Annotated in this window: 15 protein-coding genes; 1 reads left to right on the forward strand and 14 read right to left on the reverse strand. The window is 34.1% G+C overall.

Annotated features, from left to right (window positions below; translation table 11 throughout):
• Positions 1 to 11 precede the first annotated feature (11 nt).
• From ABD690_RS00870 to mraZ, 14 genes are all read right to left on the reverse strand, one after another.
• Positions 12 to 464: a GatB/YqeY domain-containing protein gene (locus tag ABD690_RS00870; protein WP_344726087.1), complete on the reverse strand. Its 453-nt coding sequence runs from the start codon at positions 462 to 464 to the stop codon at positions 12 to 14.
• A 103-nt stretch (positions 465 to 567) separates the two neighbouring features.
• Positions 568 to 2,532: a cell division protein FtsZ gene (ftsZ, locus tag ABD690_RS00875; RefSeq protein ID WP_344726089.1), complete on the reverse strand. Its 1,965-nt coding sequence runs from the start codon at positions 2,530 to 2,532 to the stop codon at positions 568 to 570.
• Between the two features lie 41 nt (positions 2,533 to 2,573).
• Positions 2,574 to 3,902 carry a cell division protein FtsA gene (gene ftsA, locus ABD690_RS00880; protein ID WP_344726091.1) on the reverse strand — a complete coding sequence of 443 codons (1,329 nt, stop codon included), beginning with the start codon at positions 3,900 to 3,902 and terminating at the stop codon, positions 2,574 to 2,576.
• Between the two features lie 3 nt (positions 3,903 to 3,905).
• Positions 3,906 to 4,598 carry a cell division protein FtsQ/DivIB gene (locus ABD690_RS00885; protein ID WP_344726093.1) on the reverse strand — a complete coding sequence of 231 codons (693 nt, stop codon included), beginning with the start codon at positions 4,596 to 4,598 and terminating at the stop codon, positions 3,906 to 3,908.
• A gap of 16 nt (positions 4,599 to 4,614) precedes the next feature.
• Positions 4,615 to 5,967, reverse strand: coding sequence for a UDP-N-acetylmuramate--L-alanine ligase (gene murC, locus ABD690_RS00890; RefSeq protein WP_344726095.1), 1,353 nt, complete (start codon positions 5,965 to 5,967; stop codon positions 4,615 to 4,617).
• A complete protein-coding gene (gene murG / locus ABD690_RS00895; protein WP_344726097.1) occupies positions 5,968 to 7,062 on the reverse strand; it encodes an undecaprenyldiphospho-muramoylpentapeptide beta-N-acetylglucosaminyltransferase in 1,095 nt (364 codons plus the stop codon).
• Positions 7,062 to 8,255, reverse strand: coding sequence for an FtsW/RodA/SpoVE family cell cycle protein (locus ABD690_RS00900; protein ID WP_344726099.1), 1,194 nt, complete (start codon positions 8,253 to 8,255; stop codon positions 7,062 to 7,064). The genes murG and ABD690_RS00900 overlap by 1 nt, the downstream gene beginning before the upstream one ends.
• A gap of 14 nt (positions 8,256 to 8,269) precedes the next feature.
• Positions 8,270 to 9,601 (reverse strand): UDP-N-acetylmuramoyl-L-alanine--D-glutamate ligase, encoded by a 1,332-nt coding sequence (murD, locus tag ABD690_RS00905; RefSeq protein ID WP_344726101.1) that lies wholly within the window; start codon positions 9,599 to 9,601, stop codon positions 8,270 to 8,272.
• Positions 9,602 to 10,843 carry a phospho-N-acetylmuramoyl-pentapeptide-transferase gene (gene mraY / locus ABD690_RS00910; protein WP_344726103.1) on the reverse strand — a complete coding sequence of 414 codons (1,242 nt, stop codon included), beginning with the start codon at positions 10,841 to 10,843 and terminating at the stop codon, positions 9,602 to 9,604.
• Position 10,844: 1 nt separating this feature from the next.
• Positions 10,845 to 12,308, reverse strand: coding sequence for a UDP-N-acetylmuramoyl-L-alanyl-D-glutamate--2,6-diaminopimelate ligase (locus tag ABD690_RS00915; RefSeq protein WP_344726105.1), 1,464 nt, complete (start codon positions 12,306 to 12,308; stop codon positions 10,845 to 10,847).
• Positions 12,305 to 14,263, reverse strand: a complete 1,959-nt coding sequence (locus ABD690_RS00920; RefSeq protein ID WP_344729265.1) for a penicillin-binding protein — start codon at positions 14,261 to 14,263, stop codon at positions 12,305 to 12,307. Before ABD690_RS00920 ends, ABD690_RS00915 begins: the two co-directional genes overlap by 4 nt.
• Positions 14,264 to 14,324: 61 nt before the next feature.
• Positions 14,325 to 14,642: an FtsL-like putative cell division protein gene (locus tag ABD690_RS00925; protein WP_344726107.1), complete on the reverse strand. Its 318-nt coding sequence runs from the start codon at positions 14,640 to 14,642 to the stop codon at positions 14,325 to 14,327.
• The gene (gene rsmH / locus ABD690_RS00930; RefSeq protein WP_344726109.1) at positions 14,643 to 15,539 is read right to left on the reverse strand and encodes a 16S rRNA (cytosine(1402)-N(4))-methyltransferase RsmH; all 897 of its coding nucleotides are present in this window, start codon (positions 15,537 to 15,539) and stop codon (positions 14,643 to 14,645) included.
• Positions 15,526 to 15,993, reverse strand: coding sequence for a division/cell wall cluster transcriptional repressor MraZ (mraZ, locus tag ABD690_RS00935; RefSeq protein ID WP_344726111.1), 468 nt, complete (start codon positions 15,991 to 15,993; stop codon positions 15,526 to 15,528). The genes rsmH and mraZ overlap by 14 nt, the downstream gene beginning before the upstream one ends.
• Positions 15,994 to 16,289: 296 nt before the next feature.
• On the opposite strand from mraZ, the gene ABD690_RS00940 reads away from it, so the two are divergent.
• Entirely contained in the window at positions 16,290 to 17,054 is a 765-nt protein-coding gene (locus ABD690_RS00940; protein ID WP_344726112.1) for an alpha/beta fold hydrolase, read from the forward strand.
• Positions 17,055 to 17,056: the final 2 nt, after the last annotated feature.

Below are 17,056 nucleotides of genomic sequence, written 5' to 3' on the forward strand. Positions count from 1 at the left end.
ACCTTATAGATTTATTCAGCTAATTTTGCTTTTACTATTGATGAAATAGTTTTTCCATCTGCTTTTCCAGCAAGCTCTTTACTTACTATTCCCATAACTTTCCCCATATCTTTCATGCCATCTGCTCCAGAATTATCAATGGCTGCTACAACTACTTTTTCAATTTCTTCTTCGCTTAAAGCTTCGGGTAAAAACTGACTAATCACTTCTGCCTCATCAAGTTCTGGTTGAGCTAAATCTTCACGACCTTGTTCTAAATATATAGCAGCGCTATCTTTTCTTTGCTTTACTAATTTTTGAAGCATTTTAAGCTCATTTTCTTCTGTTAAGTCACCTGATGCACCATTTTCTGTTTGCGCTAGTAAAATAGCAGATTTCACAGCTCTTAAAGCTGTTAACGCTGTTTGATTTTTATCTTTCATTGCAGCTTTCATAGCTGTCATAACATCTTGTTGTAAACTCATAACTTGTAATTTATTATGCGAAGATAAAAAAGAAAACCCGAATAAACTGTAATTAGCTATTCGGGATTTCATGAAGCTTAAACACTAAACTTACTTGTAAATTCTAGTCTACATTATCATGTAAAAAAGAGTTATTATTTCTTAATTGAATATCATCATTATCATCAACACTAATACTTGTACCAGACATATTTGCTTCTGATGAATGCTGAACTTGATCAAGGTTTACTCCTTGGCGTTTATATGCTGGAACTTTTTCTATGTCATCAATTTTTGAATTGTTGAACTTATAGTTAAAGTCTTTCATTTTACGCCTACGTTCTTCTGCTCGTTCTTTAAGCATGTCAGAAATAGGGCTATTCATTGGGTCTATTTCTTCACTAGTTGCATCTTCAACAACTTCAGGAGCAACTACTTTCTTTTCAAAAACAATTTCTTTATCTAGATTCTGCTCTATTTCAATTGTTTTCTCTTGCTTTCTACTAGCGTTATGAGGTTGTGATGTCTCCTCATAATCATCTAAAGCATAACGAATCTCTCCTGATTTATTAGATTCTGTTACTGGTATAACCTCTACATGATCATTAACAGGAAGCTTTTTTATACTTTCGTCTAAATCATGAATTACAAAGTCTTCTTTTTCTGTTTTTTCCTCTATTGTGTCTTCATGGATTGGCATATCAAACGTTAATGTGATTTGCTGTTCTTCCTCTTGAATTTCATTAGTATTATCAACAGTATTTTCATGTTTTGCAGGTGTTATAACAAAATCATCTTCATTTACATTTAACACTTCATCATAAACAACATTAATATCTTTTATTGTTTCGGTTGTTTTTACAATATCAGATGGTTTTTCTGGTGTTACAACAGTGTCTTTCGGGCTTTGAAGTTCTTCGTAGTCATCAATATCTAATGTATGTTTTACTACTGGAACTTCTTCCTTTTTCTCTAACTCAATGTTTGGTGTTATAATAACTGGATCACTTTCTTTTTTTGTTAGATCTTGTTCTAATGGCTTGTCATCTTCTAACGCGTGAATCACCTTTTTTATTTCAGTATTAGAAATTTCGTCTTGTTGATCTATGTCAAAACCCGTTGCAATAATTGTAACAGCTATAGATTCTTCTAAAGACTCATCTTCACCAACACCCATAATAATGTTAGCTCCATGACCGGCTTCATCTTGAATATGATCGTTAATTTCTCCTATTTCATCAATAGTAATTTCTTGGGTACCAGAAACGATAAGCAACAATACGTTTTTAGCTCCAGTAATTTTATTATCATTAAGTAATGGCGAATCTAATGCTTTTCTTATAGCTTCATGTGCTCTATTTTGTCCTGCTGCAGTAGAAGATCCCATAATTGCAGTTCCGCTATTACTTAATACAGTTTTGGCATCACGTAAATCGATGTTTTGTGTGTAGTGATGAGTAATAACTTCTGCAATACCACGAGCAGCGGTAGATAACACTTCGTCTGCTTTTGAGAATCCTGCTTTAAAACCAAGGTTTCCATAAACTTCTCGAAGTTTATTATTATTAATAACAACCAAAGAATCTACAACATCACGTAGTTTTTCAATACCTATTTGGGCTTGTTGATTTCTCATTTTTCCTTCAAACTGAAATGGCATTGTTACAATACCTACAGTTAGGATATCTAAATCTTTAGCCATTTTAGCAATTATAGGTGCAGCTCCGGTTCCGGTTCCACCACCCATTCCAGCTGTGATAAACACCATTTTAGTGTTTGTGTCTAACATACGCTGAATGTCTTCTACGCTTTCTACGGCTGATTTTTCTCCAATTTCTGGATTTGCTCCTGCACCCAAACCTTCAGTTAAATTAACACCTAACTGTATTTTATTTGGTACACCACTATTTTGAAGTGCTTGTGCATCTGTATTACAAATGACAAAATCTACACCTTTTATGCCTTGTTGAAACATGTGATTGATAGCGTTGCTACCACCACCGCCAACACCAATAACTTTAATAACATTTGATTGATTTTTTGGCAAATCAAATGAAATATTGGTTTCGAATTCTTCGTTGCTGCTCATAAATTCTAATTTATCGGTTTTTACTTTTTATTCTATTTTGTTTATTCTGCGTTATCAAGAAAATCTTTTACACGCTCTGTAAGTTTATCTAAAAATGATTGTCGTTTAGGTTTTGGTTTAACTATTTCTTCTTCCTGCACTGTTTCATCATTGGTTTCTTCTTCTATTATAGCTTGTTGCTCTTCTTCTATTATTTCTAGTTTTTTTCGTTCTTGACGTTTTAAACCATCCATAACCAAACCAACAGCTGTAGCAAATAGCGGACTTGTTATTTCATCATCGCTATCACCTGCTAAATGCTCATTTGGATATCCAATTCTGGTATCCATCCCTGTAATATATTCTACAAGTTGTTTTAAATGTTTTAATTGAGCTCCACCTCCAGTAAGTACAATACCTGCTATAAGCTTCTTTTTTTGCTCTTCGTGTCCGTAATTTTTTATTTCAACGTATACTTGTTCAATAATTTCTACAACACGAGCATGAATTATTTTTGACAGATTTTTTAGAGTAATCTCTTTTGGTTCACGCCCTCGTAATCCTGGTATTGATACAATTTCGTTTTCTTTGTTTTCTCCAGGCCAAGCGGAACCGAATTTAATTTTTAATAGCTCTGCTTGTTTTTCTATAATAGAACATCCTTCTTTTATGTCTTCTGTTATAACATTGCCTCCAAAAGGAATTACAGCCGTATGGCGAATAATTCCGTCTTTAAAGATTGCTAAATCGGTAGTCCCACCACCAATGTCAACTAATGCAACACCTGCTTCTTTTTCTTCTTGACTTAAAACGGCATTTGCAGATGCTAGCGGCTCTAGTGTGATACCTTCAAGGTTTAAGCCAGCACTTTTCACACAACGACCTATGTTTCTAATAGATGAAACTTGCCCAACTACAACATGGAAATTAGCTTCTAGTCTTCCGCCGTACATACCAACTGGTTCTTTTATTTCGGCTTGACCATCTATTTTATGTTCTTGAGGTAGTACATGTATAATTTCTTCTCCAGGTAACATAACAAGTTTGTGCACTTGATTAATAAGACGTTCTATATCACTCTCATCTATTACTAATTCAGAGTTTGGTCTTGTTATATAATCACTATGTTGTAAACTACGTATGTGTTGTCCTGCAATTCCTACTGTTACTTCTTCTATTTTTACTTGAGATGCAGCTTCAGCTTCTTGAACTGCTAGTTGTATAGATTGAATGGTTTGGGTTATATTATTTACAACACCACGATGTACACCAAGGCTTTTAGATTTTCCTATTCCTAAAATCTCTACCTTTCCGTACTCATTTTTCCTACCTATCATAGCCACAATTTTTGTGGTTCCTATATCTAATCCTATTGCTATATTATTTTCCATAGTTTACGCTTTAGTACAGACAACTTGACTATCAAATTTCAAATTCACATTTGAATAAGCATTAAGCTTTTTATCTTTTAATGCCTTTTTATAGAATGCTTTTAAATTATTTATTTTTTTATCTAAATTATTTAGATTTCCTAATTGCACTGTAAAACGATATTGTCTTAATTTTAAAAAAATACCTTTTGATTCATCTTGATAAACCTCTATTACATGTGTTTTTAAAAACGCATCATTTTGAATTTTTTGCGCCACTTTAAAAACATCTGATAAATTATTTTTATCAACAGCACCTGTTACAAGCGGAACTCTGGCTGAATAATTTGATGACAATGGCATGTAGCCTCCCTGCTCATCGATATAATATGATGCTTCAGAGTGCACACGTGCTATTGGTTTTTTTTGTTCCACTTCCGCCTTAAGCATCCCGTTTACAGACACATAGACATCAGCAGACTTTATCATTGGATTAGAATTTAGGGCAGCTTCTAAATCATTCAAATCTAAGGTTTCTTTAGATGTGTTTTTAGCCTCTTGTTGATTTTGTATTAACAATTTACTAACAGCCTCTTGCGTTATAAATAGATTGTTATCCCCTTTAAATTCTACAATAGGATTAGAAATTTTTCTTACATTATTTCTACCTGATGCAAATGCAAAAAGAAACACTACTAGTACTAGTAGTAAAAACATTTTTATGTAATTCCAATTAACTTGCAACTTGTAAAGCTTGTTTTATGTGTTTTACTTCCTCTCCTATATCTCCAGCACCTATTGTTAAAACAACTTGTGCTTTGCTTTTCTTTATTTCATTAATAAGCTCTTTTTTAGAGATTATTTTTTTTGTTTCATTATTAATTTTACCCAATAACCATTGTGACGTCACGCCATCTATTGCAAGCTCTCTCGCCGGATATATATCTAGCAACATTAACTCATCAAACTGCGATAAACTAGCTGCAAACTCATCTACAAAGTCTCTTGTTCTACTAAACAAATGAGGCTGAAATATAGCTAACACCTTTTTACCTGGATACATTTCGCGAACAGCTTGATAAACAGCATTTATCTCTTCCGGATGATGTGCATAATCATCTATATAAACCAAATCATCAGTTTTAATATGATATGAAAATCGCCTCTTAACCCCTTTGTAAGACGCTAATGCCTTGGCAAGCTGTAAGTGAGGGCAGCCGTATTCAGCAGCCATTGCCAAGGCTATTAACGCATTTGACAAATTATGTCTACCTGGTAGGTTAAATTGAATATCTTTTATTATTGTTTTTGGTGTTTTCACATCAAAAACATAGGCTCCATTGTCAATTTTAATATTTTGCACGCTATAATCTGCATCGTCTTCAATGCCGTAAGTAACACCCTGTAATGGTAACCCATTTTTAACGAATAATTTTCCGTTAGGTTTTATTTTTCCAGCAAAATCTTGAAATGATTTTTTTAATTCTGAAGCGTCACCATAAATATCTAAATGATCAGCATCCATAGACGTTATACAAGCAATATCTGGAGACAACGTTAAGAATGAACGATCAAATTCATCAGCTTCAACTACTGAAACATCGGTTCCTTTCAAAATTAAATTAGAATTGTAATTCTCACTTATTCCTCCTAAAAATGCCGTAACAGGCACATCACAACAATTCATTAAATGCCCTAGAATACTTGTTGTAGTTGTTTTACCATGCGTACCCGCAACAGCTAAACAAAAGGTGTTTTCAGTTATTAGACCTAATACTTTAGATCGCTTCATAACTTGATACCCATTATCTAAAAAGAAACTCAACTCTTTATGGGTGTTTGGCACCGCTGGTGTAAACACCACTAGCGTATTATCTACCTGTAATTGCTGCGTATCTATATTACTTATCGAATCATTAAAATGCACAGAAACACCCATATCAACAAGTGCATTTGTTATCTCTGTTTGTGTTTTATCATAACCAGACACACGCTTATTATTAGCATGGAAATATCGCGCCAATGCACTCATACCAACACCACCTATTCCAATAAAATATACGTTATGTATGTTATTTAAATTCATTTACTTTTTTAATAATTTTTCAACTTCATCAACAATTTCTTTTGTAGCGTTGACCAATGCTAAACTTTTAATATTTTTTGACAGTTCAGCTTGTTTTTCTGGAGAAGCCATTAATTGAGAAAATTTATTTTGAAAATCAACCTCTAAATCAGCTTCTTTTATCATAATTCCCGCTTGCTTTTCAACAACCGAAAGCGCATTTTTTGTTTGATGATCCTCTGCCACATTTGGCGAAGGAATAAAAACCACTGGCTTTCCTACAATACATAATTCTGAAACAGAAATGGCTCCTGCTCTAGAAATAATAACATCTGCAGCGGCATAAGCATAATCCATATTATTTATAAAAGCATGCACCTGAACATCTTTTGTATTGTTATAAATTTTGTACTTATCATAATACAGTTTTCCGCATTGCCAAATAACCTGCATATTATGAGTTTGTATAAAATCGAGTTCCTTTTTTATTAGCTTATTTATTTGTCTCGCCCCTAAACTACCTCCTAAAACAAGTAACGTTTTCTTGTCACTTTTTAAAGAAAAAGCCTTAATTGCTTCTTCTCTTTTTGTATCTACATCTAGCAAATCCTGCCTTACAGGGTTTCCTGTTTTTACAATCTTGTTTTCAGGAAAAAAACGCTCAAGTCCATCATAAGCAACACATATTTTATTAGCCTTTTTAGAAAGCAACTTATTTGTAATTCCTGGATAAGAATTCTGTTCCTGAATTAAACTAGGAATTTTTTTTGTAGTTGCAATTTGCAATAATGGTCCGCTAGCAAATCCGCCAGTACCTATTGCTATATCAGGCTTAAAATAGTTTACAATTTTTCTTGCTCTCAATAAACTACTTACTAGCTTAAATGGGAAACTTAAATTTTTCAGTGTTAACTCACGCTGAATACCAGAAATCCAAAGCCCTTCTATTTGATAACCTGCTTGTGGAACTTTCTCCATCTCCATTTTATCCTTGGCTCCAACAAATAAAAACTTAGCATCAGGGAATCGCGACTTTAACTCATTAGCAATCGCAATAGCCGGATAGATATGACCACCTGTTCCACCTCCTGATAATATGATTTTATATGCGCTCATTATATTGTTTCAGACAATACTTCTAACGGATTGTCTTCTTGTGTTTTTTGTTCTTTAATTTCTTCTCGTTTGGCACTAACGCTCAATATGATGCCTATTGACAAACACGTCATCCAAATAGATGTTCCTCCACTACTTATTAACGGCAAGGTTTGCCCTGTTACAGGAAACAGCTCTACTGCAACAGCCATATTTATCAATGCCTGAAATACAATAGGCAAACCAACTCCCAATACTAACAATTTACCAAAAATGGTATCAGCTTTTTGAGACACTATAACAATTCTAAACAGTAGCCAGAGATAAAAAAGCATTAATATAAAGCCTCCTATTAACCCGTATTCTTCTACTATAATCGCAAAAATGAAATCAGAAGAAGATTGTGGCAGATAGTTTTTCTGAAGACTTTTTCCTGGTCCTAAACCTCGTATTTGTCCAGATGCAATAGCTATTTTAGCCTTTTCTATTTGATAGTCTTCTTCAGTATCTTCACCATTAGAAAAGTTTTCAATCCTACTCATCCAAGTATCAACCCTGTTTGGCATAGCATCCGGAAAAGCCTTTGCTACCAATATAAACATTGTCAAACCCAAAACGCCTGCTCCTATAATTACTGCTAAATATCGTATTGGATATCCTCCTAAAAAAACTAACATCAACACCATTAAAAAGATAATTGCAGCTGTAGAAAAGTTTGCGGGTAATATCATAATTAACACCAAAAACACAGGCAACCAAAGCGGCAAAATAGACTCTTTAAAAGTTATTTTTTCATCTTTAATTTTAGACATATATCTTGCCACATAAACCATTAGCACCACAGATGCCAACGTTGATGTTTGAAAAGACATATTTACAATAGGAATTTGAATCCATCTACTAGCATTAGCGCCTTCTATTGTTGTTCCTTGTAACATGGTTAACACCAACAAAACCAAAACCACAGGAATCATAACCATAGACAGCCCTCTAAAATATCTGTAAGGTATTTTATGAACACCAAACATAATAGCAAACCCTAAAAACAAATGCATAAAATGTTTTGCAAAAGAACTAAAGGTACTGGCATTACCTCCTACATACGCCAAATTACTAGCCGCACTATAAACAGGAAGAAATGAGAATATTGCCAACAACGCAGCAATAGCCCATATTAATCGATCACCCTTTATGTTTTTAAAAACAGATTGCATGAAATTTTAATTTCTTATAAGTTTCTAACAGCATCTTTAAATTGACGCCCTCTATCTTCATAATTTTCAAACAAATCAAAACTTGCACAAGCTGGAGATAATAAAACATTATCACCTGCTTCAGCTAATTTGTATGCTATTTTAACAGCTTCAGTCATGAATTGTGTTTCCACAATAACATCAACCATAGAGCTAAAATTCTCTAAAAGCTTTTCGTTATTTACTCCAAGACAAATAATTGCCTTTACTTTTTCATTTACAAAAGAAAACAACTCTTGATAATTATTTCCTTTATCTTCACCTCCAACAATCCATACTGTTGGCCTATCCATGCTTTCTAAAGCATAGTACGTAGCATTGACATTGGTTGCTTTAGAATCGTTTATATACTGCACTTTATTAATTTTTAATACAGGCTCTAAACGATGTTCTACGCCGTGAAAGTTTTCTAGACTTTCTCTAATTGTTTGTTTTCTTATTTTTAATAAATGCGCTACCGTCGAAGCAGCCATAGCATTCTTTACATTGTGTTTACCTTCTAATGCTAAATTTGATGTTGGCATATCTATTTGGTTATTATCTATTGTTATTTTAATTATTTTATCTTCTAAATACGCGCCATTATCAACCTTTTTGGTTAATGAAAATGGCAATAATGTTGATTTTACTGGGTTAGCCTTTAGCCAATTGGTTATTACTTCGTCGTCGGCGTCATAAATCAAATAGTCGTCTTCTGTTTGATTCATCGCTATTCGGAATTTTGAAGCGATATAGTTTTCAAATTGGTAATTATATCTATCCAAATGATCAGGCGTGATATTGGTTATGATAGCGATATTAGGCTTAAAAGTAGCAATGTCATCTAGCTGAAAACTACTTATCTCTAGCACATAGTTTTTATAATCACTATCAAGCACTTGCTTGGCAAAACTATCTCCAATATTACCTGCTAAACCCACTTCAAGTTCTTGTTTAAGAATATGATGTGTTAAGCTAGCTGTTGTTGTTTTTCCATTACTTCCTGTAATACCTACTATAGTTGCATTGGTATATTTTGATGCGAATTCAATCTCTGAAACCACCTCAATACCGCATTCTCTGATATGTTTCACCATAGGTGCCTTTTCAGGAATACCCGGACTTTTCATGATTAAATCAGCATCAAGAATACGTGCTTCTGTATGCATTTCTTCTTCCCATTCAATCTCATTATGTATAAGAACTTCTTTATATTTCTGTTTAATTTTTCCTTTATCAGAAACAAATACATTGTAGCCTTTTGCCTTTCCTAAAAGCGCAGTACCAATGCCACTTTCTCCACCTCCTAAAACCACTAATTGTTTCATCTATCTTATTTTCAATGTCACTATTGTTAATATGGCCAATAGAATGCCTACAATCCAAAACCTGGTAACAATTTTACTTTCATGATATCCAGATTTTTGATAATGATGATGCAAAGGCGACATTTTGAAAATACGCTTACCTTCGCCATATTTCTTTTTAGTGTATTTAAAGTAGCTTACCTGCATAACTACCGATAGGTTTTCTGCTAGAAAAATACCGCACAATACAGGTATCAACCATTCTTTTCGTACCGCAATAGCAATAACCGCAATAACACCACCAATTGTTAAACTCCCAGTATCTCCCATAAACACTTGAGCAGGATATGTGTTGTACCATAAAAAACCTATTAACGCACCTACAAATGCTGCAATATAAATTGTGATTTCCTCAACCCTTGGTATGTACATTATATTAAGGTATTCTGAAAAAATAATATTACCTGAAACCCAAGCAAAAATCCCTAACGTAAGTACTATAATAGCCGATGTTCCTGCTGCTAATCCATCTATACCATCTGTTAAGTTAGCGCCATTAGACACTGCAGTTATTATGAATATAGCCGCTAAAATGAAAATAACCCATGCATACTTTGCCAAATCTGGACTAATCCAAGTAATCAAGTTTGCATAATCAAACTCATTTGACTTAACAAAAGGAATGGTTGTTTTGGTTGACTTTTCTTCTGGCTTGAACAACTTTGACGCCTCAACATCTGGGTTTTGAGCCAGTATTTCTTGCTGTTGCGCTACAGGCAATTTCTCCTTGATAGTAACATCTTGATTAAAATATAGAGTTGCTCCTACAATAATTCCTAAACCAACTTGCCCTAATACTTTAAACCTGCCTTTTAAACCTTCTTTATCGTTTTTAAATTTTTTAATGTAATCATCTATAAAACCAATAACACCCATCCAAAGCGTGGTCACAACCAATAAAATGATATAAATGTTTTCAAGTTTTGCAAAAAGCAACACAGGAATTAGGGTTGCCAAAATAATTATGATACCACCCATAGTAGGTGTACCCGCTTTCTCTACTTGCCCTTCTAAACCTAAATCTCTAATAGTCTCTCCTACTTGTTGTTTTTGCAAAAAACGAATGATACGACGCCCAAATATGGTTGAAATCAGCAACGACAATATAATTGCCATAGCCGCCCTAAAGGTTAAAAACCCAAAAAGCGATGCTCCCGGAAATTGGTAATGTTTTTCTAAATATTCGAATACGTAATACAGCATATTATTTTTGTAATTGCTTTAAAAATTCTCTTACTATTTTAAAATCATCAAAATCGAAACGCTCACCACTAATCTCCTGATACGTCTCATGCCCTTTTCCAGCTATTAGAATAATATCATTTGATTGCGCCATTTGACAAGCTGTTTTTATAGCTTGTTTTCTATCAGTGATTGATATAACTTTTTTGAAATTTTGAGGTTCAACACCAGCTTCTACATCTTCTATAATAGCTTCAGGGTGTTCATTCCTAGGATTATCACTTGTGAAAATGACTTTTGTACTTAATGCCGATGCAATGTGCCCCATTTTAGGACGCTTGGTTTTATCTCTATTCCCTCCACAACCTACTACCGTAATTAATTCTTCGTTTTTTGTACGAATACTATTAATGGTTTCAAGAACATTTTTAAGCGCATCTGGAGTATGAGCATAATCAACTATAGCTGTGATTTTGTCATCAGAAATAGCATACTGAAAACGCCCTGCAACACTTTCAAGCTCACTTATCAACCTTAAAACCTCAACCTTTTCCAGACCTAAAAGTTCTGCTGTTGCAAAAATCGCCAAGATATTATACGCATTAAAACTTCCTATTAATCGCGTCCAAACCTCACTATCATTTACCTTAAGAAGTAAACCACTAAACTGATTTTCTAAAATCTGCGCTTTGTAATTTGCATAGCCTTTTAATGCATAGGTGATTTTTTTTGCTTTGGTGTTTTGCACCATAATCTCACCATTTTTATCATCAGTATTTACTAATGCAAAAGCAGTTGTTGGCAACTGATCAAAAAAACGTTTTTTCACATCCCGATATTCTGCAAATGTTTCATGATAATCTAAATGATCATGTGATAGATTTGTAAAAATACCGCCTTCAAAACGCAATCCTTCTGTTCTATTTTGATGAATTCCATGTGAGCTTACCTCCATAAAGCAAAACTCAACACCTTCATCATTCATTTCTTTTAAATACCTGTTTATAGTTAAAGAATCTGGCGTTGTATGAGTAGCTTGATATGTTTTATTATCAACCATAATTTTTACAGTAGACAAAAGCCCAACTTTATAGCCAGCGTTTTTAAACAACTGATATAATAAAGATGCAATGGTTGTTTTTCCATTTGTTCCTGTAACACCAATTAACTTTAAGTTTTCAGATGGATTACCGTAATAATTTGAAGCCATTATAGCCAAAGCCATAGATGAGTTCTCTACTTCTACATACGTAACTCCAGCAACATTATTTTTAGGCAATACCTCACAAACAATCACAGTTGCCCCTTGCGAAATTGCTGCATCTATAAATTCATGACCATCAGACACAGTTCCTTTTACCGCAACAAACACATCTCCTTTAACAATCTTTCTAGAATCAAAATGGATACCATTAATAGACACCGATGTATTCCCTACAACTGCGTTTAAGGTTACTTTGTATAATATGTCTTTTAAATTCATCATGATGCTTTTAACACAACGGTTTGCTTATCTTTCAACTTAACTCCTTTATCTACTGATTGAGATGTTACCACTCCATTCCCTAACACTTTTACCTTTACATCAACTTGCATGTTTTCTAACAATGTTATTGCATCCATAAGTGGCAATCCTGTTACATTAGGCATAATAGTTCTGTAAGTTTGCGCTGTTTCATAATACCCATCAAACTCTTTACTTACATCATCATTATTAACCTCTAATGATTTCACCTCATCAATTATTGGTGTATCTGTAAATATTTTTTGAGCCACACGCTTAAAAACAGGACCAGATACATCTGCCCCATAATATCCTTTCTTTATACTTGGCTTATGAATAACCACAATACAAGAATATTTAGGGTTATCCGCAGGAAAATATCCCGCAAAAGAGGAAACATATCTCGGCTTATCCTCCCAATCACTCATCCAATATTCGGACTTTGCAGTTCCTGTTTTACCTGCCATTGAAAAATATGGTGAATACAAAGACTTTCCAGTACCACGCTCAACCACATTTTTTAATATCTCCTGAATCTCTTTTAGAGTCTTATCAGAACATATTTTTTCATTAATTACCTCTCTATCAAAAACCTCAACCTCCTTATTCAGCTCTCTTACTTCTTTAATAAACCTAGGTTTTACCAAAACTCCATTATTAGCTATAGCATTATAAAAAGCTAATGTTTGAAGCGGTGTCAACTCCATATTATACCCATAAGCCATAGACGGCAATGCGTTTTTACTCCATATTTTATGGCCTGGCTCCGGTATAACTGGCTTGCCTTCCCCTAAAATAGAAACGCCTAACACCTCATTAAGTTTCCAAGCTTTAAGACGATTTATAAATTTTTCTGGTTGTTTTGAATACCCTTCGTCTATAATAGTTGCTATTCCTATATTTGAAGACACCTCTAGAGCTCTAGCCACAGATATTTTTCCATAACCACCATGTTTAGAATCTGTAATAGTACGACCGTAAAAATGTTTCCTACCTTTTTTTGTATCTATAACTGTTGCCGTATCTACAATTTTATCCTCTAAAGCTGCCATTAACGCCATAGTTTTAAACGTAGAACCAGGCTCATGAGATTCACCTACAGCATAATTCAATTTTTCATAGTAAGTTCCCTTACTTGTTCTTCCTAAATTTGAAATAGCTCTAATCTCTCCTGTAGCCACTTCCATAACAACCACACACCCATGTTCAGCCTCATAATACTCCAACTGTTGCAACAATGAATTATGGGCTATATCCTGAATATTTGTACTTATAGTTGTATACACATCGTAACCATCTTTTGGCTCTACTTGATTATAATCTGCGATTGGCTTCCATTGTCCCTTGCCAATACTTTGCTTCAACCTCTTACCGTCTTTACCTCGCAAATACTTATCGCCAAAAGCACCATCAATACCTGCTCTGGTTACATTCCCTTTATCATCAAAACGCTCATAACCGATAGATCTATGAGCAACACCTCCCATTGGGTATTCTCGCTTGGTTGTTTGCTCAACTATCAAACCTCCTTTATAAGCACCAAGATTTAACAACGGAAAATTTCGGATACGCAAATAATCTGAATACCCTATATTTCTTGCTAACAGATGATATCTATTTTTATAAGCTCGCGCTTTCCTTATTTGCTTTTGATAATAAGAACTAGACTTACCACTGTAAGCAGCTAACGAATCTGAAAGCGGTTTTAAATATTCCTCAAAAGTTTCTGCTGACGGTGTCAAGGCATCAATACGAATATCATATTTTGGGATTGATGTTGCCAACAAATTACCTCCCACCGAATATACATTACCCCTATTAGCCGGGATAACCACATCTTTAATCAAACGCTTATCTGCTAATTTTCGATACTTATCTCCCTGAACAAATTGAATAGACAATAATTTAAACACAACGAGAAGTGCGAAGATGAACATACATCCTGCCACAAAATACAATCGGTTTAATATGTTCTTCTCGTTTACTGCCAAGTTGAACTCAATTTTTAGATTTTACTTTAATTTTTGTTGGTGGTATTTCAGAAAGAACAATTCCTTTTTCTTTCATCTTAATTTCCACCGTTGATTCTTTTTTAAGCCGCATCAACTTTCCTCTTCCTTCTACAAATGCCGAACGAAGTTCTTTCACCTCATTATTAAGCTTTGCTATCAAATGCACCTTTCTATCAGCACTATGCGAACTCGCTATCATAACAATTGCTAAAACTGAAATAAACAAAATCATTCGCCAGTTTTTAAAAGCATCATCACTTACTAAAAATGTTCCTTTTAATATGTTATAGACACTACGCTTCATTTATAACTTTTCAGCAATACGAAGTTTTGCACTTCTTGCTCTATTATTTATTTTTATCTCATCACTAGTTGGCACAATTAAACGCCCAACCTTCTTTAATGGCACTTCAAAATTCCCAAACACATCTCTTTCTGGCTCTCCCTCAAACATACCGTTTCTTATAAATCGTTTTACCAATCTATCTTCTAAAGAATGGTACGATATCACACTTAATCTCCCACCTTTTTTCAACACTTCTGGTGTTTGCAATAAAAACTCCTTTAAAACTTCTATTTCCTGATTTACCTCTATACGAATAGCCTGATAAATCTGTGCCAACACTTTATTTTCTTTTTTGCGCTGCAAAAAGCGCTTTAAAACATCCTTTAACTGCTCACTAGTTTTTATTGGCTCATTTTCTCTAGACTCAACAATAACTCTCGCCATCGCAGGTGCCTGCCTCAACTCACCATACTGCCACAAAACCTGACGAATTTGCTCTTCAGCATAATCGTTTACCACATGATATGCCGACAAAGCACTTTGTTGATTCATTCTCATATCAAGATCCGCCTCAAACCTGGTAGAAAACCCTCGTTCTGCCACATCAAATTGATGCGACGAAACTCCAAAATCTCCTAAAACACCATCAACTTCTTTAACACCATAAAACCTCAAAAACCTTTTTAAGTATCTAAAGTTTTCATGTATAAGCGTAAAACGCTCGTCATCTATCTTATTTTGTAATGCATCTGGATCCTGATCAAAAGCAAACAATCGCCCTTTCTCACTCAACCTACTTAATATCTCCTTACTGTGTCCGCCACCACCAAAAGTCACATCTACATAAACACCATCAGGATTTATATTTAAACCATCAACGGTTTCTTTTAATAATACTGGATTATGATATTCCATCGTCATCGTCTTGTCCCATTACTTCTTCAGCTAAATCTGCAAAATCTCCCATAGCATCATCAATAGCCTGCTCATACTTATCTTTATCCCATATCTCAAGGATATCAATAGAGGACGACACCACAATCTCTTTTGAGATACCAGCAAACCCAATTAAGTCTTTTGGAATCAAAACACGACCAGTAACATCTACCTCAATTATTTTTACTCCCGCTGTAAAACGACGAATAAAATCATTGTTCTTTTTCTTAAATCTGTTCAACTTATTCACTCGCTGCATAAGCGTTTCCCATTGCTCCATAGGATACAATTCTAGACACGGCTGAAAAACAGCTCGCTTTAATACAAATCCATTTTGAAGCACAGGAGCAAGTTGCTTTTTTAGCGCAGCAGGAAGCATTAGCCTTCCTTTTGCGTCAACCTTACATTCGTATGTTCCTATTAATGAGCTCAAAGCGATTTTATATAGTTATAACGATTAAGTTTCAAATATATTGAAAAATATACCACTTTTTACCACATTATACCACTTTGTTGATAAATTTTTTCTCAAAACAAGGAAACGTAACATGCAAAAAAGCTGAAAACACAGTTAAACACTACAAATCAATAGATTAAACAAAAAAATTCTTTCTACCAATTACTTATTAACATGTATAATTTGATTCTTTAAAATGCCGTTTAATTATTATCGAAATATTAACAATGATTTACCTATATTTGTTTTTAATGAAATAGACTAATTAGTTAATGACGCATCGTTTAAAAAAAGAGAAAAACTTTAGTTATATTGAAGTTGGAGAAGGCACACCAATCATTGTTTTACACGGGTTAATGGGCGGATTAAGCAACTTTGATTCTGTTACAAGAAATTTTAGCGAGAAGGGCTACAAGATTTTGGTTCCTGAATTACCAATCTACACCATGTCTTTACTTAAAACCAATGTTAAGAGTTTTGCTAAATATCTACACGATTTTATTGAATTTAAAGGCTTTGACCAAGTTATTCTTTTAGGAAACTCATTAGGCGGACACATAGGCTTATACCACACAAAGCTTTTTCCTGAAAAAGTTAAAGCATTAATTATAACAGGTAGTTCTGGACTTTATGAAAGTGCAATGGGCAGCGGTTATACCAAACGCAGTGATTATGACGTTATAAAAAAGAAAGCACAAGATGTTTTTTATGACCCAGAAGTAGCTACAAAAGAAATTGTAGATGAAGTTTACGAAACAGTAAATGACAGAAACAAATTAATAAAAACATTAGCCATTGCAAAAAGCGCCATTCGTCATAATATGGCTGCTGATTTACCTAAAATGAATACACCAACCTGTATTATTTGGGGAAAAAATGACACAGTAACTCCTCCTGAAGTTGCTGAAGAGTTTAACGAGCTTTTACCGGATTCTGACTTATACTGGATTGACAAATGTGGACATGCCGCAATGATGGAACATCCTGAAGAATTTAATAATTTATTAGAAAACTGGCTCTCTAAAAGAGGTTTTTAAAA

Source organism: Corallibacter vietnamensis, assembly GCF_039537875.1.
In the GTDB taxonomy this organism is placed as follows: domain Bacteria; phylum Bacteroidota; class Bacteroidia; order Flavobacteriales; family Flavobacteriaceae; genus Corallibacter; species Corallibacter vietnamensis.